Here is a 22,526-nt window from a genome sequence, read left to right as displayed (position 1 = left end):
AACTGAGCGTTGGCGATAAAAGGGCTAGGCATTAATTGTTGGTACTTCAACGCCCGCTTCATCCTCTTTGACGATGTCTTGTTCCAGAGCGGCTTGCTCTAGCCAGGTCTGAATGGCGGGACTCGATAGCACGGTTTGTTGGTACTGTGCCGCGCGTTCGGATAATTGGATGCCATAGGTTTTGAAACGCAGCGCGACTGGTGCGTACATAGCGTCGGCAATGGACCAGTCACCAAACAGCCAGCGACCATCGTGAATGGCCATTTGCTCTGACCACATGGCGTCAATACGCTGAATATCTCTCACCGCTTCGTCAGACAGTTCCACCCTGCGATTTGCTCTACAGTTCATAGGTAGTTCATTTCGCAATGCGAAGAAGCCTGAATGCATCTCACAGGCAACGGCGCGGGCCTTGGCTTTTTCTGCCGCTGTCTCTGGCCAACAGCGTCCCTCAAGATAGCGCTCGTTGACGTATTCAAGAATCGCCAGAGAATCCCAAACCGCTATCTCTTCATCTATCAGGGCAGGAACTTTGGCTGCGGGCGTTAGAGTTTCTAACGTCTGATAAAACTCCGGCGTAAACAAGGTTAGTTTAGTCACCTCTACATTGAGCCCATTTTGTGCAAAGATCACCCACGCTCGCAATGACCAACTCGAATAGTTTTGATTTCCTATATACAGTTTCATGGTGTCTCCTTACCTGATTTGATTTTCATCATAATCAATGGTTTGATGGGGCACTAACGCAAAGTATTAATGAATATCATCAATGGAATCGATGAGTTGGAGACGACATGGATATTGAAGCACTGCGAAGCTTTCTCGCCTTTTCGGAAACCGGAAGTTTTACTCGCGCTGCCCGGCAAATCAATCGAACTCAATCTGCATTCAGTGCTCAGATGAAAAAGCTGGAAGGCGAAACGGGAACGGCCCTGTTCGAGCGAGATGGACGAAATATGGTGCTCACGGAGGCGGGGTTAGCATTGAGAGTGCAAGCGGAACAGATACTGTCTTTGCACGACTCCGCGCTTAGAAAGATAAAGCGCTATCAGAATAAATCCTCCCTTCGGCTTGGGTGCCCTGAGGATTACAACGAATCCATTCTACCTGGAGTAATTGCTGCGATTTCTAAAGCAGACCCAACCTGTTCCATTCAGGTGTTTAGTCAGCCCAGTGTCACCTTAAGAGAGTGGCTCGATGAAGGCAAACTGGATGCGGCTATTGTCACCAGAGCGCCCGACAGCGAGGAAGGCTACTGGCTAGCCTCAGACAAGGGAGTGTGGATCGCCAGCCCTGAATTTGATCTTGATATTCGTCCATTACCTCTGGTGCTGTTTCAGACCGATTGTAAGTATCATGCTGCGGCGACAGACAGTCTGTCAAAACGTGGCGTCGCATATCAACTGGTGGCGTGCTGCAATACCGCGTCGGCTCAACGAGCGCTGGTAAGGCGGGGAATAGGGGTGGGCGCAATGGGGCGAACCAGCATCGGAGAGGGGATACAGGTGTTGTCTGATATGCCGGTTCTTCCAAGTGTTGATATCGTATTGGTGACAGGAACACAACGCCACCCAGTGTTGAGTAATGAGTTGATTGCAGAACTTAAAATTTGACTTTAAGCAATTACTTTTGGGGTAGTTCTCCGTTATCAACATTTGCGATACGGATGTCTTTGAGTTGGGCACCAATCCCGATAAATTAGGAACTAGTGCCTATCTATTCTACGCTTTGATGATTCTCGCGCGGAACTGACGCCCTTTCATTTTACCATTGGTGATTTTGTTGAGTGCTTTCTTGGCGATGCTTTTCTCAACGGCCACATAGGCGCTCATTGGGAACATATTGATTTTACCAATTTGACTGCCAGCAAGGGTTTTGTCGCCTGTCAGTGCACCAAGAATGTCGCCGGGACGCAATTTTTGCTTTTTGCCACCCTGAATTTGGATGGTTGCCATTTTCGCTTGATAGGGTTGATTCGACGAAGCTGGTGGTAATGCACTCGGCTCAATAGGCATATCCAAATACTCGTCAATACGTGCAACGCGGTAGAACTCTTTTTCACTATAGAAGCTAAAGGCAAGGCCTTTATTGCCAGCTCGCCCAGTGCGGCCAATACGATGCACGTGAACTTCAGGGTCACGTGATAATTCGTAGTTGAAGACGGCATCGAGATTATCCACATCCAGACCGCGCGCCGCTACATCAGTGGCAACCAGTATCGAAACACTTTTGTTGGCAAACTGGACCAGCGCTTGGTCGCGGTCGCGCTGTTCGAGATCACCGTGAATATCAATCACACTAAAACCGCGATGATGTAGCTCATCAGCCACATTCTGCACTTCTTTCTTAGTGTTGCAGAAAACCACGGCAGATTCTGGCTGGTGAGTTAAAAGCAAATTCTCCAGCGCATCGTCACGTTGCTCCGTGGTTTCGACCTGATAGAAGAATTGCTTGATGCTAGAGTGGTCGTGTTTGCTTTCGACCTTGATGATCTCTGGCTGCTGCATCACACTGGACGCGATGGCCTGAATTTGTTCAGGGAATGTTGCGCTAAACAACAGGGTTTGTCTTTTGATTGGTGCTTCTGCAATGATGGCATCAAGTGCATCTTTAAAGCCCATCTCCAGCATACGGTCTGCTTCATCCAGGACCAGCGTATTGAGCTCATCCAGGTTGATACGGCCTTTCTCTAAATGGTCTAGGATACGACCCGGCGTCCCAACTAAAATGTGGGCACCGTGTTCAAGTGAGCCTATCTGTGGTCCCATTGGCATGCCGCCACACAGCGTTAACACTTTAATATTGTGGATACCACGAGCCAGTGTGCGGATCTCTTTTGCGACCTGATCGGCCAGTTCACGCGTTGGACAGAGAACCAAGGATTGAACCCGGAAGCGTTTTACATTCAGATTAGATAGCAGACCAAGAGAAAAAGCCGCAGTTTTGCCCGAGCCAGTTTTGCCTTGTCCAATAACATCGACACCTGCGAGGATCTTCGGTAAAGAGTCCGCTTGAATAGGGGTCATGTTGGTGTAACCAAGGCTGTCTAAAGTGTCTAGTAGTGCCGCTGGTAGATTTAAAGTAGAGAAGGCTGGGGTTTTCAAGGGCTATCCTCGGTCGATTTGCAGAGCGGGTATTATCAACATTCCCGCTCTAGATGCTACTTTTATCTACAATAATCTTTGAATTGTACCGAGGATAACGAGAATTAAAGCGATGAGCCTGGTTTCGCTGTTCTCATCCAGTCACGATATGCATTGGCACCGTCTTCCCCTTCGGCAGGTGACCAAGGTGCAAAATCCTCTTGTGGCGTTGGAATATATGCCCCTTCTTTGATCTCCAGACCGACAGTACCAGACTCCATGCATGCGTAGCCGTGCCAGGTGCCAGGTGGGATTTCAATGGCACGATTGGTTTCAGGTGACAGACTATGGCGCTGCGTCACCTTACCTTCATCGTCAAAAATCAAAAGATCGAGTTGGCCTTTTAGAACCAGAAACAGCTCCCATTTGTGTTCTTCGCTGTGACGGTGAGGGCGCATATAGGTATCGGGTTCGGTCGAAATGAACAAACGTTGAACCCCCGCATCCAGTTGTTCATGGAGGTTGTGATGGCTGCGTTGACGCGGAGCTTCTTTGGCATTTTGCGCGAACGTATCGAAGTCTTGGTTACTGATGATTTTTAACATGACATTGTTCTGTGTGTTTAAAGTAGCGTTATTTTACCTGGTGCGACAAAAAGTTCAGTAACAAATTGCCCCCTACGTCCGGTTATGGATAAAGTTTAGAAAATTCGACGTAAAACCAACAGTATTTGTGATGGTAGTTCCAGAAAATATGGAAAAAGCTGTACGATCTGATCAGGGTGGTATCATGGATTTGTTTAGGATTTAACCCAGTAGATAGGTGGAATAGCAGTGGAAGCAGTGATTAGCCAGTTAAAAAAAGACTTTTACGCACACCTGAAATCGTCGAATGGTGCCGTGTCGGGAGATGCCCCACAAACTATATCGCTACTCACCAAAGAAGAGTTGGCGGAGTTAGAGAACATCTGGGTAGAGTTGGCCGTTTGGAAGCAAAAACAGGCTATGTAATTGTTCGCTAACACCTAAACAACAATCATCTTATCAACCCTGAGTGTTTGCACTTGGGGTTTTTTTGTTCCTAAATTTATCCAATTGTTATAATATAACAATATCTACTGTGATCTTATTGTTGAAAAGTCAGGTATTAGCCCCCATAGTTCCAACTATGGAGAAAGGACAATGGCTGAGATAAGCTCATTACTAGCCTCAGATAATCTAGTGAGAGAAACTATGGCGGAAGTACGTGCCAGAATACAATTAAAAGTCGGCTCTAAGAGCGACATCGACGCAGAAATGCTTTCATTTCGTGGCCTTCAGACTGATAAAGAGCATGTGGCGGTGATTTTTAAATCCGCTGATAAGAGCCAGTCGCTGCCACTGGTAAGAATGCACTCAGAGTGTTTGACTGGAGATGTTTTCCACTCTTCACGGTGTGATTGCGGCGAGCAATTAGAAGAGACCATCCAAAGAATGGGTCAAGAAGGCGGTATCATCCTTTACTTGCGACAGGAAGGTCGTGGGATAGGGCTATACAATAAGTTGGATGCTTATAAGCTACAGTCTGAAGGAATGAATACATACGAAGCTAACAATCATCTGGGCTTTGGCGATGACTTACGTGATTTTACCGAAGCCGCACAAATGCTCAAGGCGCTTGATGTCCATTCAATTCGTTTGGTGACCAACAACCCGAAGAAGGTCCGTGAGCTTCGCGAGCACGGCATCAATATTGAAGAAGTCGTCAACACTCATGCTCATCTGAAAGATGGCAACGAGAACTACCTGAAAGCCAAAGTTTCTCATGGCAAGCACTATCTGAAAATCTAATTCAGAACTGTTACAGAGATGCAATGAAAACCTCACGAATGTGAGGTTTTTTTGTATTGGTTGTTGAAAATAAATTGTAACTGAGTATTATTGCGAACAATGGTGTAAATGATAATGATTCGCACTACAAAATAATAATTAAGCTCAACAAGGATGCTTTCATGAATGTAACAACCGTATTAAAGGGTGCAGTGGCCGCCTCTCTAATTATAACCTCGTCGACTGCGTTAGCTGCAGTTACTAAAGACCAAGTCGTTGAACACTATGCAGATCTTGCTCATGCCGTGTTTGCTGATGCTTTAAAAACAGCCGAAGATCTTGATACATCCATTAACACTTTTCTTGCTCAGCCTACTGAGCTCGGTCTTGCTAATGTCAAACAAGCCTGGATTGCGGCTCGCGTACCTTATCAACAAACCGAAGTCTTTCGCTTTGGAAATGCCATCGTTGATGACTGGGAAGGGCAACTTAATGCTTGGCCTTTGGATGAAGGGTTAATTGATTATGTGGCTGCTGATTATCAGTATGAACTGGGCAATGAAGGCGCGAACGCCAATATTGTCGCGAATGAGCGTTTGACCATTGGTGCAACGACGCTTGATGTTGAAATCATCACACCTGAATTGGTGGCAAATTTGAATGAAGTCGGTGGCTCAGAGGCGAATGTGGCATCTGGTTATCACGCGATTGAGTTTTTGCTCTGGGGACAAGACCTAAACGGCACCGAAGCAGGGGCGGGTGAGCGTCCATATACTGACTATGTCGTAGGCGAGGGATGCACAAACGGCCATTGTGAGCGCCGTGCCGAGTACCTCAAAGCCGCTTCCTCGTTACTGATTCAGGATCTTCAGTGGATGGAGAAGCAATGGTCATCAGCAGAGCAAGGTAATTATCGTGAACAACTGCTGGCGGACAATGAGAATAATGGACTACGTAAAATGTTGTTTGGTATGGGGTCTCTATCACTAGGTGAACTCGCCGGCGAGCGCATGAAGGTTGCACTTGAAGCAAACTCTACTGAAGATGAGCATGACTGTTTCTCGGACAATACCCACAATTCTCACTATTACAACGAGCAAGGCATATACAACGTGTACACCGGCACTTATGTACGTGTCGACGGGACCTTGGTCGACGGCCCAAGTATTGCGAATCTTGTCGAACAAAAAGACAGATCAGCAGCGAAAGAAATTCAGAAGCAGTTCGACCTGGCTCGCGCTCAAGTGGGCAAACTAGTAACCTCGGCAGAAAAGGACAACCAGTACTTTGACCAACTGATAGCGGCAAATAACCCTCGGGGTAACCTACTCGTAAACGACACCATCGTTGCACTTGTTGCACAAACAGGCTCCATCGAACGTGCGGCGACTATCGTCGGTGTTGACAGCCTTAGCCCCGATACTGCTGACCACGAATTCTAATCATAAAAAGTGGAACTGGGGGCAATCGCCCCCATTTTGTCGATCTATTTTGAGTGTTGTATGTCCAGAATTTATATCTTGATGATCGCGCTGGTGGCGTTCATTAATAGCTCCGCGATGGCGGAGGTAATTTCAACCCCATTCTCCGGGGGTAAAACGACGGTAAACAAAGAAGGCGCGAATGCTTACTCGATGCCTGCAGCAAATCTGCCAATGAGTCAACGTCTTGATTTTAGCGTGGGCAATAGCTTCTTTCGTAATCCCTGGGTTCAGGCCCCTGCCTCTACGGATGCACGGGACGGTTTAGGACCCCTGTTCAATACCAACGGATGCCAGAACTGCCACATAAAAGATGGCCGTGGACACCCACCTGAAAAACATGACCAGCATGCAGTCTCCATGTTGGTTCGTTTGAGTATTCCTGCGGTGACAGAGCAGCAGAAGGCAGAATATGCAATTGCAGGTGTCATACCTGAACCAACCTATGGCGGACAGCTACAGGATTTTGCACTGCCTAATATGCAGGCCGAAGGGCAGGTACGCATTCAATATCAAGAGGTTGTTGTTCGTTTTAACGATGGTGAAACGGTAGTGCTGCGCAAACCAAAGCTTGAAATTGTCGACCTGGCTTACGGCGACATGCACCCTGATGTCATGATGTCCGCCCGGATTGCTCCACCGATGATAGGACTGGGTTTACTTGAATCGGTACCAGAATCCACCATTCTGGCAATGGCGGATGAGCAGGTGAATGATCAGACTTCGGTCTCGGGGAAACCTAACTACGTGCTGGATGTTTTAAGTCGAAAAATGGTGCTAGGGCGTTTTGGCTGGAAGGCCGGGCAACCCAACCTGATGCAACAGAATGCGGCTGCGTTTAACGGTGACTTGGGACTGACCAGTTCACTGTTCCAAGATGAAAACTGCACGAATAACCAGACGTTATGTACTGACGAAGCAAGCGGGGGCCAGCCAGAAGTCAGTGACAAAATCTTAGATTTTGTGGAGTTTTATTCACAACACCTAGCGGTACCCAAACGTCGAAATATACACGATCCTACTGTGATTGAAGGCGAGCAACTGTTCGCAAAAGTCGGTTGTCAGAATTGTCACCGTACCAATATCAAAACCTCGCTACGCCAAGACCGACCTGCGCTATCAGAACAAACGATACACCCATATACAGACCTGTTGCTGCATGACATGGGTGAAGGTTTATCCGATCACAGACCAGAATATGCGGCATCTGGTAGAGAGTGGCGCACACCACCACTATGGGGCATTGGTTATACCGAAGAAGTGAATGGTCATACTTATTTTCTTCATGATGGCCGGGCAAGGAACCTGACAGAAGCGATTCTCTGGCATGGAGGAGAAGCTGAGTCTGCTAAACAGCAAGTTCTCGCGTTATCAAAGTCAGAGCGAACTGCGCTACTGGCATTTCTCAAGTCTTTATAGGGTGTGAATGTGAGCAGCAAATTTTTCTTATTGGTCGTCCTGACTGCGATTTCGCTGATGGCGTGCCAATCCAATGAACAGCAATCGCGGTTTCAACCTCAGATGAGCAATCATATCAGTCAATCTGTCTACGAGATTGAATTTGACTCGGCATGGCAGTTTCACAAAGCCATGATTCAGCTACAAGATGCGACGGTGCGGTTCTGCCAACAGGAAACCGATATTGCAGAAGTGACGCGTGCCTGGCAACAAGGCATGCAGGGCTGGATGTGGTTGCAAGGGCAGGAAAGAGGACCCGCTACGGCGCTGGAACAAAACTGGAACATCCAGTTCTGGCCGGACAAAAAGAATACGACCGGCCGAAAAATGCTCGCGGCATCAAAACAGCGCACGTGGACAGTAGAAGTGTTACAGCGTGAGAGCGTCACCGTGCAAGGGTTGGGGGCTTTCGAATGGCTGCTTTTCGATACGGCCTCAAGCTTTAGTCAAGGAGACAGGCAGAATTGCGCATTGGCACTTGCGGTTTCCGGTGCACTTGCAAGCCGTTCTCAGACAGTGGTTACAGCTTGGCAAAGCAACCCGTGGACTGAGCTGAACGAAGCAGCCTGGCACGCTGAGTACTTGGCGTTGCTAGCGAATCAGCTCGATTACAGTATGAAAAAACTGTCTCGCCCTCTGGCTAAAATTGGCGCTCCCAGACCGTATTTCTCTGAATCATGGCGCTCTAAGACGTCTCTGATTAACCTTGAGGCAAATGTAGAGGCGTTACAAGCCTTGTATTTTGCCAAGGGAACGGGTCTGGATTACATACTCCGACGCCAAGGTGCGTACCTGTTGGCGGAAAGTATTGCGCAACAATTTGAGCGCATTCTGGTCACCTGGCCTGATGAAAAAAGCGTGTTTGACATGCTACAGACTAAGTCTGGCTATCAGTCAGCATTATCGCTGTTTAATAAGCTGGAACAGTTAAAATATCTGATCGGTGAAGAGACTTCGGTCGAACTAGGTGTGGTCATAGGATTCAATGCAACCGATGGTGATTGATAATTCAAAGCGTAACCTGGCCAAAATGGTCGGGTTGGGGATGTTGGTGCCTTCAGTGTTTAGCGGATGCATCTCAGGGACTGTGCGCAGGGGCACCGCCAATACACTGATCGGCGGGGCGTTGCGACGTCAGGGTGACTATGAGGTAGTCATATCTGACGGTGCTTCTGGCCCCGTTTCACGTTTACCTATTCCCGATAGAGGACACGGTGTTGCGGTATCCACAGTTTCTTCCCATGCTGTCATTTTTGCGAGACGCCCTGGCAGTTACGCCATGGTGTTCGACTATGCATCCGGTAATATGGAAAAGTTAATCCTTGCTTCCAAAAACAGACATTTCTATGGACATGGGGTGTATTCTCTTGACGGACAGTGGTTATATGCTACCGAAGGAGTTCACGCGACCAGTCAGGGCCTTATTGGCGTATACGATACGGCCAATGGCTATCAAAAGGTGGAAGAGTTTACCGGTTTTGGGCTTGGCCCTCATGAAGTGATCGTAATGGCTGATGGAACGCTGGCTGTGGCAGTTGGTGGTGTCCATACCGATGGCAGACGTTCTCAAAACCTAGATTCGATGTTGCCAAGCCTCACTTATCTTTCCGCAGCAGGTGAAATATTGGAACAGGCGATGTTGGCGGACCGCCACAAGAGCATACGCCATTTGGCTCATGATGGAGACAAGATCGTATTGACCGGCCAGCAGTATCGAGGTGAACCCGATGAACACGTGTCACTTGTGGCTATCCACCAGCGAGGAAGGCCAATGACAGAGTTAGCGGGGGAACCAGAGGACTGGGCGCGGTTTAATCATTATATTGCTAGCATTGCTGCCAGTCGCACCCATATTGTGGCAACGTCGCCGAGGGGCAATTGTTACGGAATCTGGGATAAATCCAGCGCAGAGCTATTACAAATCAACGCGCTCCCTGATGCCTCAGGTGTCGTGGTGAAAAACGATGATTTTTTTGTCAGTTCCGGGGCTGGGTATGTTGTCCGAATAAATAGTCAACTGGAAAAGACGCGTTATATGTCTGGTATTCAATGGGATAACCATTGGAGTGTTATCACATAAATGAGACAGTGAAAAGTTTGGGCTAAAAAGGCGCTAAGGAGCGCCTGATTTCTGCCATACTTAAAGTTCCACTTCAGGGAGGTTGGTAGATGCGAAACTGGTTACTGTTATCTTTACTGAGTTTTGTGACGCTCTCGTTCTCTTCGATAGGGGGCGCGGCACCTGATCAGGTAGTCGTAAATTCATCTGACCTGAAATCCTATTCTGTCAAACACATAGAGCCAGTTCTGAAGATCACAAACGCCGCGCAGGTTCAGCAAGACGTTGATGTGTCAGCTGTTCTCGCTGATAACGACTTACTTTATCCCTCATTGGTGGAATACCTATACACGCGATTGTCGAAAAATAAACTCTGGGACGACGATGAGCTAAATGCTCAGGTCAACCTTCAGCTTGATTTAGTCACTCTGGCTGGTTTTAGCCCGTTGTTTCAAGCGCGGATGGAACAAGTTCAGGCCGCGTTTCAGCAAGGCGATACTGGGCGTTATGACAGACTGACAACGGATACTTTCTTACTGTACATTAGTTATGTCGCTGCTGCCGAAAAAGCAGGTAAAGCGTGGTTCTTTACGACAAGCTTAACAGAGCCGCTTACTCGACCATCTGCGACTGAAGTGGATTTGTTCGTGAAGGCATTTGAAAGCGGAGAGGTGCCAGAATATCTGTCCCGTTTCGCCTCACCTATGCTCAATCAGCCGGGTTTTGAACGTGTCTACATTGATTTACTTTCCCGAGCACAATTGCCTCCTACGATTTATGAACAGTATGGCCTGATGCGTTTGGGTGACAGACTTGAACCTCAACAATACCGATTGCTACTGGAAAAGCTAACTGAAGCCGGTATTGCAGTTGAATACCGCGACGACGGTTATATTGATGAAGCGTTAGATTTCTCCATACGTCAGTTTCAGGTTCAATATGGGCTTGATGACGATGGTATTATCGGTCCGAATACCGTCGAATGGCTGAATAAAACTGCAGAAGATAAGTTGCGTATTCTTGCCCTGAACTCTGAGCGTTCCAGATTGTGGCCGCAACAGCGAGAAAACATCATTCTGGTTAATGTGCCCAATTTTCAGCTGGAGTATTGGGATGAGGGCTATGCTCGGTTTGAATCCCGGGTCATTGTAGGACGTACCAGTAGGCAGACGCCTTTGCTAGAGACTCAAATGGATTCATTGATTTTGAATCCAACGTGGAATGTTCCGTGGAAAATTATGGTTAAGGACATCATTCCCAAAGTGAAACAAGATCCTACTTATCTGTTCTCTCAACGTTTTGACATTATCGAAGGGTGGGACAGTAAAGTGAAGATCGACCCGACAATGATTAACTGGCGGGCGGTGAAGGCTCAGCAGTTCCCCTATCGCATGCGTCAGCAGGCAGGGGAGCTCAATGCCCTTGGGCAGTATAAGTTTAATACGCCTAACCCACAGGCAATATTTCTCCATGACACCCCAAGTAAGCACTTGTTTGACGAAAGCTTGCGGGCATTCAGTTCCGGATGTATTCGGGTAGAAAATGCTGACGAATTTGCAGAAGTGCTGCTAGAGCAGCAAGGCAAGAGTCTTGAAGAAGTGGCTACAGAACGGCCGAATAAATCTGTGGCGTTTAAACAGCGCATTCCGGTCTATATTATTTACCAAACTGCCTGGATGTCAGAGGGTAAAGCGTATTTTCGCGGTGACATCTACGACTACGATACTAAGCGAGATAGTCTTATAAGCGGCGAGTTTTCCAAAAACTGACACAAAATAGAACAAATAAAAAACGCTTTTGGTTCAAAGTGTAACCTCGATTCGCATACTTCATATGCGATATACGAAGGGGTGGTTATTGAAAAAGCATACTGAAACACGTATCTTGCGTCGCAATGCTGTGATCACCCTCTTTCTCTAACTTATATGCTGCAAAAAAATATTTCTCGTCGAGACGCGCTTAAAATCGCCTTGTGTGGCGCGACTGTGTCTGTACTGTCTCCAACGATACTCGCTATGCCTTCATCGGCACCACGTACGCTAGCCATGAATAACCTGCATACGGGAGAAAGTCTGGAAAGTCGTTATTTTGACGGTGCAAAATACATTCAGTCAGAGCTAGCCCGATTAAACACTTTGTGTCGTGACCACAGACGCAATGAAACGCATGCTATGGATAAGAAGTTGTTTGATCAAGTTACAGAGATCCAGAAATTACTCGGTGTTCAAACCGAAGTGCTCATTATATCCGGCTACCGTTCCCCTGCGACCAATGCGTCATTACGTCACCAGTCGTCAGGTGTTGCACGAAAAAGCTACCATATGTTAGGACAGGCCATCGATTTTCGCCTGGATGGGGTAAAATTAAGCCATGTACGCGAAGCTGCGTTGTCTCTGAAGGCAGGTGGGGTTGGTTATTATCCTCGTAGTCAGTTTGTCCATATAGACACTGGACCAGTGCGCAGTTGGTAAAAACTTGTCATTCCTGTATCGGGATGTCATAGTCGCGCTAACTGGAAAACGAATAGGGTTTATGATGAGTCTTAAATATCAAGTAGTGCCTGTCACTTCATTTGCGCAAAACTGCTCAATCGTCTGGTGTGACGAGACTATGAAAGGTGTTGTGATTGATCCGGGTGGTGACGTCAAACAGCTGGAAATGTTGATCAAAGAGCTGGGTGTGCAAGTTGAAAAGTTGGTACTAACTCATGGACACCTTGATCATGTCGGAGGCACAGAACCCCTGGCAGAGGCACTGAATGCGGAAATCGTGGGCCCCCATAAAGCGGACAATTTCTGGCTCCAGGGCCTAGAAGGGCAAAGCCAGATGTTTGGCTTTCCACTGACCGAGGCATTTGAGCCAAACCAATGGTTGGATGAGGGCGATGTGGTGGCATTTGGTCATCAAACCCTGACAGTGATCCATACTCCAGGGCATACGCCAGGTCATGTCGTGCTTTTTAATGAGGAAGCCAAGCAAGCGTTTGTCGGTGATGTATTGTTCAAAGGCGGCATTGGCCGAACGGACTTCCCTCAGGGTGATTACACAACCCTTATCAATTCGATCAAGGGTAAGTTATGGCCATTAGGGAATGATGTGAAATTTGTGCCCGGTCATGGGCCGGAATCGACCTTTGGTCATGAACGTGTATCTAACCCGTTTGTCGCAGATGAGATGCCTCTGTACTAATCAACGACTTTACCGTCCATCTTCTTTGTCCGCCGCTGCCAGATAGCGGCGGGTAAGTCCTACGAAGTCCTCACCAGAACGGTCGAGATCGGCCACTGCAATAAACACATCGTATCCAAAAAATTCTCTTTGGTAGCGCATACGGTTCGCCAACATAGCCAACAAGCCGTGATATTCACGCCCATCTTGGGTTAAGTAGGGTTCAGAATCGAGAACAATGTCTTCAAAGGTAAGAGAAGGCTTGGTCTGCTGCGCACCGACGTAAAGCAGCGCTCGTTGACCTAGCAGGATGTCCGTGGCGATACGTGGGCAGATACCATTCAGATAAGGGGCATAGTCACGGATCTTAATGCCAACCCAGGGGAGTGGTTTGTGCCAGCCTTCCTGATGGTGAGTGCAGATGCCAATGCGTTCAATATTGTTCCACTTGAGTACCCAGCCGCCTTTGAAAAGGTGCTGTTGTAAATGCGTTGCAGTGAGTGTAAAGGTGACTCGACTCTTCAATAACATAAAATAGGCAAAGGCCATGGCGGCTGCGGTGATTGAAATGAAAACAAATGCTTGCTGCCAGCTAGGTGAGAGTAACAGGAAGCAGAAGCAGACGAGCGCACCCACTGCGGCGAAAAATTTTATCGTGGGAGATCGCCATGTGTAGTGATGATTACTGAAGTGCAGAGTGTCCATTATCACGGCCATTTTCGATGAAACTCTCCTTTATACTGACAAAATAATGACAAAGTTTATTGTTTAAATAATAGCCGTTAATGGTAGAGGTCGGCATTTTTGACATCACTTTGTGTCAAGCCCCTACAAAAGCTATCAAAATTTTGGTATAAAACGCGCTTCAAATTTTGACCACTGTCTGATGCAGTGAACTGGAGAGAAAACTCGATGAGACTTGCTCATAAGCGCAAAGTGCAATCTAAATTGCAAAAGCGCATTAAAGCGGTAGTTGCCAACACAGCAGCTGCAACAAAAACAGAAAAGCCTGTTGTAGCGAAAGCACCTGTAGTTGAAACTGCAACTGCGTCAAAAAAAGTTGATGTAGCCCTAACTCCTAAGCAGCAACAAGTTTTAGACATCGTTGCTAAAAATGCTGATGGCATCAACCCGAAAGGTATCGGCCTGGAAGCTGGCCAAGAGGAAGCGAAAGCAGCATCTTGGGCAACTGGCGCACTGAAAAAGCTTCTTGAAGAAGGTTTGGTTGCGAAAGAACAGCTAACGGGCAATAAAGTGATCTACAAAGCGCTATAAGCGTTCACTTTACCCAATTTCAAAAAAGCCCCTGTATAGGGGTTTTTTTGAATCTGTAGCCTGATAGGTTGCGTTTTTGGGTGTGGATGTTAGCGACTGATGTCACAAAAGTAGCGATTGTGTAATTCGCCCCTGATAATTAATGCCTACGTATTTATCTTTTCCTGCCAGAGTTCTATCATTCATATCTATTTGAAAAATAATGGGCTAATTAAAATTTCATCGCATGTACTACGTGTAACTACGTAATACTATGGTCGAGTCTAGTTAATTAACTCATTCATCACTGCGTGCTCGCACTAATACCCGTTATTCAGAATTGCCTCCATAGTTAGTTGGATTGTGAAACTTGGAGTCACATGGCGTGTGGCTTCGAAAAGGAACCTACTCAAGGAACTGAATAATGAGTCTAATCAAGAAATCAGTATCACGTGTCATTAAGAGCACGGCGATTGTCGTCGCAACATGCTTTGCGTTTGTTGCGGGTACCGCAAATGCTGCCGAAAAAGTGTATCGTTTGAAATTAGCCGAAACATGGGGTCCGAATTTCCCTATTTTTGGTGATGCGACGAAAAACATGGCAAAAATGGCCGAAGAAATGTCAAATGGTCGATTGCAAATTCGCATCGATTCTTCAAACAAGCACAAAGCTCCTTTTGGTGTATTTGATATGGTGAAGTCTGGTCAGTACGACATGGGTCACTCAGCGTCATACTACTGGAAAGGTAAAGTACCAAACACCCTCTACTTTACGACAATGCCTTTTGGTATGACGGCACCAGAGCAATACGCCTGGTTCTATCACGGTGGTGGCATGGAGCTGATGGAAAAAGTGTATTCGCCACATAATCTGATGTCTTTCCCCGGCGGTAATACCGACGTTCAGATGGGTGGTTGGTTCCAAAAAGAGATCAATAGCGTTGAAGATTTACAAGGGCTGAAAATGCGTATCCCGGGCTTCGCGGGAGAGGTCCTGGCAGAGGTCGGAGCTAAGCCAACGAACATCGCATCTGGTGAACTCTATACCTCGCTTGAGCGACGCACTATCGATGCGCTTGAGTGGGTTGGTCCTTCGCTAGACCTTCGCATGGGCTTCCATAAAATCGCACCATACTACTACACAGGTTGGCATGAGCCGGCAACAGAGCTTCAGTTCCTGGTTAACAAACGTACCTGGAACAAGCTACCTGATGATCTAAAAGCGATTCTTCAAATTGCGATGAAGACGGCCGCATACGACATGTACATTCAGTCAACGCACGAAAGTGGTAAGAACTGGGCAACCATTCAGACAGATTACCCAAACGTGAAGGTAAAAGACTTCCCGAAAGAGGTGATGGATGCCTTGCGTGACGCGAATGACAAGCTTTTGAAGGAGCATGCTGAGAAAGATGAGATGGCGAAAGAAATCCAAGCTTCTCAAGCTGCTTACCTACAACAAGTTCGCTCTTGGACTGACATTGCGTCAAAAGCTTACCTAAACAAGTTTGACGACTAACCCTCACTTTAAGTGGCGCAGTTCGTGCGCCACTTGCTTCCAATCAGAATTGTCATACGCCCTTAATCATAACTATTAACAAAATCAGGCGGATAGGCGGAAAAGTTGTATGCGTAGTTTAATTTACATCGAAAGACTGTTTAACAAGGTAGCCGATGTTCTCGGTTGGTTATCTAGCATTTTATTCTTACTTTTACTGGCAAACGTGGTTTATGACGTAGTGATGCGCTATGTATTCAACGACGTTTCCATTGCGTTCCAAGAGATGGAATGGCATCTGTTCTCGGCTGTGTTTTTACTTGGTGTGCCTTACGCTATTAAAGCTGGTGGACACGTGCGTGTAGATGTCTTCTATGAGCGTCTTTCCATGAAGGCGCAAGCTATTATTGACCTTTTAGGCACGTTCATCTTTCTATTCCCGTTTTGCCTGTTGGTTGCCTGGTTCGGTATCGACTTTGCGAAAGAGAGTTTCCAGCTCGGAGAAACGTCCGGAGACCCTGGGGGTTTGCCTTATCGCTGGATTATTAAAGCCATGATTCCACTTTCTTTTGTCTTCATGGCAATCGCTGGCTGTGGCCTGGTACTGCACTCTCTGAACAAGTTGCTTAACCCGCATCTGATGTACGCTAAATCTTCCGACTCTAAAGAATAAGGACATTTTCATGATCGGTATTGTGATGTTTTTTGTAGCCTTATTCGCGCTACTTCTCGGTTTCCCTGTCGCTTTTACCTTTGGAGGTATTGCACTGATATTTGGTGTATGGGCTGAAGGCATGGATATGTTCGCGTTTATGCCTTATCGAATTCAATCCATTATGGAGAATACGGTATTGATGGCTGTCCCGCTGTTTGTATTTATGGGATTAGTTTTACAAAAAACCAAGCTTGCAGAGCAGTTGCTGGAGTCCATGGGACGGCTATTTGGCGGTGTACGCGGTGGTATTGCGATTTCTACGGTTTTGGTCGGCGCGTTGCTTGCAGCTTCCACTGGTGTGGTAGGGGCTTCTGTTGTGGCGATGGGTTTGATTTCGTTGCCTGTTATGCTTAAGTACAACTACGACAAAGGCCTTGCCTGCGGCACAATTTGTGCGTCCGGAACTCTGGGCCAGATCATTCCCCCGTCCATTGTTTTGATTCTGCTTGGTGATGTACTCGGCGTGCCGGTCGGTGATTTATTTCAGGCAGCGCTATGGCCGGGATTTGTTCTGGTGGGTGCTTATGTGGTTTATATCCTTATCTATGCCAAGCTTAATCCCGAAAGTGCGCAGCCTATTCCTCGCGATGACTCTATCTCCCGTTCGGAGGAGGTTAAAACTGCACTGAAAGCGATCATACCTCCTCTGGCTTTAATCGTGGTGGTACTGGGTTCTATTTTTGCTGGAATCGCTACGCCAACCGAATCAGCTGCTCTTGGCGGTGCGGGTGCGATTGTTCTATCACTTATGTATCGCCAATTTAGTTGGGGCATGCTCTATGATGCGTCCAAAGAGACGGTGAAAGTGACGGCAATGGTATTCGCGATTCTGCTTGGTGCGACAGCGTTCTCAATGGCTTTCACATACACTGGTGGTGATATGCTGGTTGAGGAATGGATGCTGGAATTGCCGGGTGAGAAATGGGGCTTCCTGATCATTACGATGGTGGTGATTCTGATACTTGGCTTCTTCATCGACTTTGTGGAAATCTGTTTCATTATTGTGCCGATGATCGCACCGGTTGCTGAATTGCTCGGTATCAATATGACGTGGTTTGCGATTCTGGTTGCGATGAATTTACAGACATCATTCTTAACGCCTCCGTTTGGCTTTAGTTTGTTCTATCTGAAAGGTGTGGCACCGAACGGTGTAACGACGCGCGATATCTATCGAGGTGTGATGCCGTTTATCGCCATTCAGATTGTCGTGCTGGCTTCACTACTTATGTTCCCGGAATTCTATGGAATGTGATCGGTGCAGCGTTCGCTTGGCATAGAGGTTCATTTCTATATTAGAGATTGTTACTGTTTGATATAGGAAACGATAGGTTGTGACTACAGCTTAGAGTAGAAAAAGGACTTCTATGCCGCTGAAAGCAAAGCTTATTCTGCTGACATTGATACCGTTAATTATTGTGACGGCTAGTGTCAGCTGGATAACTCTTCATCAAGCAAAAGCTCTCGGGGAAAATGAAATTAGCATTTTTCGTGAGAGCCTTATTCGTTCAAAAGAATCGGCACTCAAAGACAGTGTTGAAATGGCATTTGATGCGATTGCACACTCTTATCATGATCCCTCATTGTCCGAGTCGGAGGCGAAGGAGCAGGTCAAAGCCACTCTCAATCGACTTCGATACGGTACTGACGGTTATTTCTTCGCCTATGATAAAGCCGGTACCAATCTGGTTCACCCTATCTTGCCACAACTCGTTGGTAGAAACCTGCTCAAACTTCAGGATCAGGATGGTGATTATCTGATCGAAGCTCTGTTATTTCAGGCTCAGGCTGGTGGAGGGTTTCACCAATATCTGTGGCAGAAGCCATCAACGGGCGAAACGGTGACTAAGCTCAGTTACGCTGCATGGCTAGATAAGTGGGAGTGGATGATTGGGACAGGGTTATACATTGAAGATGTAGCTCAAGAAGTCGCGGTACTTCGGGCTGCGATCGACAATAACATAGAGACCACTATGTTTTCGATCGTAACCATTTTTGCGGTGACGGTGGCGGTAATTATTGTTCTGACTCTGGCAGTAAACTGGCACGAGCACAAACTGGCAGATAAAAATCTAAAGGAATTGGCACATAAGACTGTCATGTTTCAGGAAGATGAACGCAAACACCTTGCCAGAGAGCTACACGATGGAGTGAACCAACTATTGGTGTCGAGCAAGTGCCATTTGGAATTAATGGACATCAAGCAGGTGGATGCGCGTACTCTGAGACATTTGCAAAAGTCCCAATCTTCGTTATCAGAGGCCATTATGGAAGTGCGCCGCATTTCGCATCATCTGCGTCCCAGCGCCCTTGACGATATCGGCCTGGAGGCCGCCATTACCACACTATTGCAAGATTTTAAGACCTACTCGTTAGCTAACACCGAGTTGGTGTTAGATTCCAGTGCTTCAAAGCTAAAATCAGAAGTGGCTACAACACTGTATCGTGTGGTTCAGGAGTCTCTTAACAACATTGAGAAACACGCACAAGCGACAAAGGTTACCGTTTTCCTTAAACAGTTTGGTGACGTATTGCAGCTGATGATCTCAGACAACGGTATTGGCTTTGATGTTGGCAATGCGATGAACAGCCGGGGAATCGGGCTGCGTAATATGCGAGAAAGGGTAGAGTTCATTGGTGGTGAATTTGAGCTCATCAGTGAATATGGCAAAGGAACAGAGATTACCGTGTTATTGAAGGTAGAGGGGACAGTGTAATGGACGAGAAGATCCGAGTTGTCATTGTCGACGACCATCAGGTCGTACTAGAAGGGTTTATGGCGCGCCTTGAGCGAGAACCCGAGATTGAGGTTGTGGCCACAGCAAGCAATGGGGTAGAGGCCATAGAAGTGGTGAAAACCACGTTACCTGACGTGGTGCTGATGGACGTGAGTATGCCAATCATGAATGGGATTGAATCGACTCAGGTCTTAAAAGAGGAGCTGCCTGATGTAAGGGTTTTGATGCTGACTATGCATGACAACCGTGAGTACATTATGAAAGTGATGCAAGCGGGAGCAGTAGGCTATATGCTCAAAGAGATTTCTGCGGAGAAAATGGTGCAGGCGATTAAGACCGTGCATCAGGGATCGACCTATTTTTGTGAGTCGGTAACGCAGACACTTTTTTCTCAGGATATTACCCCTGTTGCTGCCAAAGCTAATCCCCTCAGCAGACGCGAAGAGTCAGTGCTTAAGTTAGTAGCACAGGGCTGTAGTAGCAAGAAAATCGCGCAAATGTTGGATATTTCATATCGTACGGTTGAAACTCATCGACAAAACATCAAACATAAACTGGACCTGCATTCTACAGCAGAACTTGCCAAGTACGCTCTGGAAAACGGCTTAAGTTAAAAGGGAAACTGTAATGGAAAAAGACCCGCTCAATTGCGGGTCTTTGTTTGCTAACCTGACTGCGTGCTAAGCATAGCTGAGCTGATGTACTTGCAGTTCGGTACGCATTCCCTTCAGTAGGCTCACGCACATCACCAGCAAAATGATGGTAAATGGGAGAGCGGTCGAGATAGTGCCCGCTTGCAATGCTTGAATCGCTTCAGTGCCACCAACCCAAAGAAGGACAGCAGCAATCGCTCCTTCAATCGTAGCCCAGAAAATGCGCTGAGGAACTGGTGCATCGACTTTGCCACCCGCAGTAATGCTGTCAACGACTAATGACGCAGAATCTGACGAAGTGACGAAGAATACCATGATAAGCACGATTGAAATTACAGAGATAATCGTGCTCATTGGCATCGCCTCGTAAGCATAGAAAAGTGACAGCGTGATATCACTCAAGCCATTCTGGCCCAGTTCGCCCACTTTATTGATCACCTGATCAATAGCCATACCACCGAACGCTGCCATCCATAGTAGTGTGATAAGTGTAGGGATACAAATCACTGCCACAACAAACTGGCGCACAGTGCGACCTTTGGAAACGCGAGCAATAAACATACCTACACATGGTGACCATGAGATCCACCAAGCCCAGTAGAAGACAGTCCAGCCGTGCATCCAGGCTTCGTCTTCACGTCCGTAAGGATTACTGAGTGGAAGAATGGTTTCCGCATATCCAACCAGAGTGTCTGTCAGTGAGCCGAAGAAAGTGGCAATACCAGCAATAATAACAAAGATCAGTAGGGCAAACGCGATTAACAGGTTGGTATTACTTAAGACTTTAACACCGCCTTCAATGCCTCGAATGACGGAAAAAATAGCGAGGCAGGTAACAAAAGCAATCACACCAAGCTGTAAACCCAGTCCAGTTTCGAAGCCAAACACATGACCTATACCACTTGCTGCTTGTTGTGCACCCAGGCCGAGGGACGTAGCCAGGCCGAACAGGGTCGCCAGTACCGCCAAAACATCGATAATATGGCCAAACCAACCCCAGGTTCTATCACCTAAGAGTGGGTAGAACACAGAGCGCATAGACAAAGGTAAGCCTTTGTTAAATGCGAAAAATGCCATGGCAAGGGCAACAACTGCGTACATAGCCCAAGGATGAAGACCCCAGTGGAACATGGTTGCACCAAGTGCGACTCGTTTGGCTTCTTCAGAGTAGGCTTCGACACCAAGTGGCGTTTCATACCAACCAGTAAAATACGCGACTGGTTCTGCTACGCCCCAAAACATCAGGCCAATACCCATGCCTGCTGCGAATAACATAGCGATCCAGGAAAGGTTGGAGTGCTCTGGTTTGCTGTCAGCACCACCAATGCGGATTTTGCCAAATGGTGACAATACCAGTCCAATACAGAAAATCAGGAACAGGTTGCCTGACCACATGAAAAGCTCGTCAAACGAACCGATGATTTTCCACTTCAAACCATCAAGAGAGGCTTTGGCAGTGGTTGGTTCCATGACTAAAAGAGCAACTAAAAACAGGATAATCAACCCTGCGCTCGCACCAAAAACGGGGTTGTGCACATCAAAGCCCCATTTTTGGACATTATCCTGACCAACTGTGTAGTCAGTGTTTTCAATACTATACTTATCCTTAGTATTACTCATCGTTCCTCTCGATACTGCTTAGAGTTCTAACTAAAATTCGCAGCGATACTATCAGTTGTTATCGTTAAACTAAAGGCTATCGCTGTCGATTGGTTGTTATTTGGTCGAATTTAAGGTTCAAATGCATCGTGTTCTAAATATTATTACACTAATGAAACTTGAGCTTAGGGCACGCCATTGTTGAGTTGGAGTAAGGGGAATGAGTAGATAAAAAGCAATAATCCTGTGATCGCTCGAGACTTTCACAAAAATCTCGACGCATTCTTGGCTGGGTTCTGCTATAAAGAGCGCGCGATAACATTGAAAGTTTGGGTTTTGACCTTGGAAAAACACGAAGAAGTATTGGTGGCACTGCGCCAGATCATTCGAGCAATCGATTTACACTCTAAAAAACTGAAGAAAGAATGTGGCTTGACGGGTCCGCAGCTTATCCTTATGAAAGCGATCAAGGATATGGGCGATGTGACCATCCGTGAGCTATCAAACTCAACCAATATAAGTCAGGCTACTGCGACGACCATCATTGATCGTTTAGAAGCGCAACATTATGTGCAACGTATTCGTAGCCAAAAGGACAAACGCAAAGTGCATGCCGTACTTACCGAAAAAGGGAAAGAGGTGCTTAAAGATTCACCTTTGCCGCTTCAAGACAGTTTTGTTCAGAAATTTCAGCGTTTAGAGAGTTGGGAGCAAACTCTTCTACTTTCGTCAATCCAGCGCATTTCTCTTATGATGAATGCGGATGATCTTGATGCAGCGCCAATGCTGCAGCTCGACAGCAATATCTCCAAGAATTAGCCGTTCTCCTTTGACGCGTTCTGCGTATCCTCCTTTGAAATCTCAAATACTTCGAGCTCTAATTGTTAGGGCTCGCAGTATTTATTGGTGCAAAATCTTTCTGTTAGTCAACATTATGTGAATTAGCGCTTATAATTTGGTAAGATAGTGCGCTTAAAAAGGTAGATTATCGTTCTATGTCGTCGGATTTTTATGT

22 protein-coding genes are annotated in these 22,526 nt (G+C 46.8%); 17 read left to right on the top strand and 5 right to left on the bottom strand.

What is annotated here, in order from left to right:
* Window positions 1-24: 24 nt before the first annotated feature.
* A complete protein-coding gene (locus C4S60_RS19010) occupies window positions 25-687 on the bottom strand; it encodes a glutathione S-transferase family protein (RefSeq protein WP_103881917.1) in 663 nt (220 codons plus the stop codon).
* A 107-nt stretch (window positions 688-794) separates the two neighbouring features.
* Between C4S60_RS19010 and C4S60_RS19005 the strand changes: the two genes are divergently transcribed.
* Window positions 795-1,613 carry a LysR family transcriptional regulator gene (locus C4S60_RS19005; RefSeq protein ID WP_103881916.1) on the top strand — a complete coding sequence of 273 codons (819 nt, stop codon included), beginning with the start codon at window positions 795-797 and terminating at the stop codon, window positions 1,611-1,613.
* 108 nt (window positions 1,614-1,721) lie between these two features.
* Here the strand turns inward: C4S60_RS19005 and dbpA are convergent, their stop codons facing one another.
* Together dbpA and C4S60_RS18995 are read right to left on the bottom strand one after the other, a co-directional pair.
* Window positions 1,722-3,104 carry an ATP-dependent RNA helicase DbpA gene (gene dbpA, locus C4S60_RS19000; RefSeq protein ID WP_103881915.1) on the bottom strand — a complete coding sequence of 461 codons (1,383 nt, stop codon included), beginning with the start codon at window positions 3,102-3,104 and terminating at the stop codon, window positions 1,722-1,724.
* 104 nt (window positions 3,105-3,208) lie between these two features.
* Window positions 3,209-3,688: a WbuC family cupin fold metalloprotein gene (locus C4S60_RS18995; RefSeq protein ID WP_103881914.1), complete on the bottom strand. Its 480-nt coding sequence runs from the start codon at window positions 3,686-3,688 to the stop codon at window positions 3,209-3,211.
* Window positions 3,689-3,916: 228 nt separating this feature from the next.
* Between C4S60_RS18995 and C4S60_RS23680 the strand changes: the two genes are divergently transcribed.
* The 9 genes from C4S60_RS23680 (at window position 3,917) to C4S60_RS18955 (ending at window position 13,078) form a co-directional block, all read left to right on the top strand.
* On the top strand, window positions 3,917-4,093 hold the full coding sequence (locus tag C4S60_RS23680) for a hypothetical protein (RefSeq protein WP_167391001.1): 177 nt from the start codon (window positions 3,917-3,919) through the stop codon (window positions 4,091-4,093).
* A gap of 171 nt (window positions 4,094-4,264) precedes the next feature.
* Entirely contained in the window at window positions 4,265-4,912 is a 648-nt protein-coding gene (locus C4S60_RS18990) for a GTP cyclohydrolase II (RefSeq protein ID WP_103881913.1), read from the top strand.
* Between the two features lie 161 nt (window positions 4,913-5,073).
* Window positions 5,074-6,333 carry an imelysin family protein gene (locus C4S60_RS18985; RefSeq protein WP_103881912.1) on the top strand — a complete coding sequence of 420 codons (1,260 nt, stop codon included), beginning with the start codon at window positions 5,074-5,076 and terminating at the stop codon, window positions 6,331-6,333.
* Between the two features lie 60 nt (window positions 6,334-6,393).
* Entirely contained in the window at window positions 6,394-7,791 is a 1,398-nt protein-coding gene (locus C4S60_RS18980; protein WP_103881911.1) for a di-heme oxidoreductase family protein, read from the top strand.
* A 9-nt stretch (window positions 7,792-7,800) separates the two neighbouring features.
* Window positions 7,801-8,835, top strand: coding sequence for an imelysin family protein (locus tag C4S60_RS18975; protein ID WP_167391000.1), 1,035 nt, complete (start codon window positions 7,801-7,803; stop codon window positions 8,833-8,835).
* Window positions 8,825-9,910: a DUF1513 domain-containing protein gene (locus tag C4S60_RS18970; RefSeq protein WP_103881941.1), complete on the top strand. Its 1,086-nt coding sequence runs from the start codon at window positions 8,825-8,827 to the stop codon at window positions 9,908-9,910. Before C4S60_RS18975 ends, C4S60_RS18970 begins: the two co-directional genes overlap by 11 nt.
* Before the next feature lie 89 nt (window positions 9,911-9,999).
* On the top strand, window positions 10,000-11,658 hold the full coding sequence (locus C4S60_RS18965; protein ID WP_103881910.1) for a L,D-transpeptidase family protein: 1,659 nt from the start codon (window positions 10,000-10,002) through the stop codon (window positions 11,656-11,658).
* 156 nt (window positions 11,659-11,814) lie between these two features.
* Window positions 11,815-12,360 (top strand): peptidoglycan L,D-endopeptidase MepK, encoded by a 546-nt coding sequence (mepK, locus tag C4S60_RS18960; protein ID WP_103881909.1) that lies wholly within the window; start codon window positions 11,815-11,817, stop codon window positions 12,358-12,360.
* Between the two features lie 64 nt (window positions 12,361-12,424).
* Entirely contained in the window at window positions 12,425-13,078 is a 654-nt protein-coding gene (locus tag C4S60_RS18955) for an MBL fold metallo-hydrolase (RefSeq protein ID WP_103881940.1), read from the top strand.
* Between the two features lie 9 nt (window positions 13,079-13,087).
* On the opposite strand, the gene C4S60_RS18950 is transcribed toward C4S60_RS18955, so the two are convergent.
* A complete protein-coding gene (locus tag C4S60_RS18950; protein ID WP_103881939.1) occupies window positions 13,088-13,762 on the bottom strand; it encodes a DUF2982 domain-containing protein in 675 nt (224 codons plus the stop codon).
* Between the two features lie 207 nt (window positions 13,763-13,969).
* Between C4S60_RS18950 and C4S60_RS18945 the strand changes: the two genes are divergently transcribed.
* The 6 genes from C4S60_RS18945 to C4S60_RS18920 all read left to right on the top strand — a co-directional run bounded on the left by C4S60_RS18945 (window position 13,970) and on the right by C4S60_RS18920 (window position 19,873).
* Entirely contained in the window at window positions 13,970-14,332 is a 363-nt protein-coding gene (locus C4S60_RS18945) for a MarR family transcriptional regulator (protein ID WP_103881908.1), read from the top strand.
* Window positions 14,333-14,735: 403 nt separating this feature from the next.
* Complete coding sequence (locus C4S60_RS18940) at window positions 14,736-15,830, top strand: TRAP transporter substrate-binding protein (protein ID WP_103881907.1); 1,095 nt, start codon at window positions 14,736-14,738, stop codon at window positions 15,828-15,830.
* A gap of 109 nt (window positions 15,831-15,939) precedes the next feature.
* Window positions 15,940-16,482, top strand: coding sequence for a TRAP transporter small permease subunit (locus C4S60_RS18935; protein ID WP_103881906.1), 543 nt, complete (start codon window positions 15,940-15,942; stop codon window positions 16,480-16,482).
* A 10-nt stretch (window positions 16,483-16,492) separates the two neighbouring features.
* The gene (locus tag C4S60_RS18930) at window positions 16,493-17,776 is read left to right on the top strand and encodes a TRAP transporter large permease (protein WP_103881905.1); all 1,284 of its coding nucleotides are present in this window, start codon (window positions 16,493-16,495) and stop codon (window positions 17,774-17,776) included.
* A 112-nt stretch (window positions 17,777-17,888) separates the two neighbouring features.
* Window positions 17,889-19,238, top strand: coding sequence for a cache domain-containing protein (locus C4S60_RS18925; RefSeq protein ID WP_103881904.1), 1,350 nt, complete (start codon window positions 17,889-17,891; stop codon window positions 19,236-19,238).
* The gene (locus tag C4S60_RS18920) at window positions 19,238-19,873 is read left to right on the top strand and encodes a response regulator transcription factor (RefSeq protein ID WP_103881903.1); all 636 of its coding nucleotides are present in this window, start codon (window positions 19,238-19,240) and stop codon (window positions 19,871-19,873) included. The genes C4S60_RS18925 and C4S60_RS18920 overlap by 1 nt, the downstream gene beginning before the upstream one ends.
* Window positions 19,874-19,939: 66 nt before the next feature.
* On the opposite strand, the gene C4S60_RS18915 is transcribed toward C4S60_RS18920, so the two are convergent.
* Complete coding sequence (locus C4S60_RS18915; RefSeq protein WP_103881902.1) at window positions 19,940-21,532, bottom strand: BCCT family transporter; 1,593 nt, start codon at window positions 21,530-21,532, stop codon at window positions 19,940-19,942.
* A 321-nt stretch (window positions 21,533-21,853) separates the two neighbouring features.
* Between C4S60_RS18915 and C4S60_RS18910 the strand changes: the two genes are divergently transcribed.
* Window positions 21,854-22,330, top strand: coding sequence for a MarR family winged helix-turn-helix transcriptional regulator (locus C4S60_RS18910; protein ID WP_103881938.1), 477 nt, complete (start codon window positions 21,854-21,856; stop codon window positions 22,328-22,330).
* The last annotated feature ends 196 nt before the right edge of the window (window positions 22,331-22,526 follow it).

It is taken from the genome of Vibrio hangzhouensis, assembly GCF_900107935.1.
In the GTDB taxonomy this organism is placed as follows: Bacteria; Pseudomonadota; Gammaproteobacteria; order Enterobacterales; family Vibrionaceae; genus Vibrio; species Vibrio hangzhouensis.
Note: the sequence above shows the minus strand (reverse complement) of the source record. Positions and strands in the feature narration are given on the sequence as shown.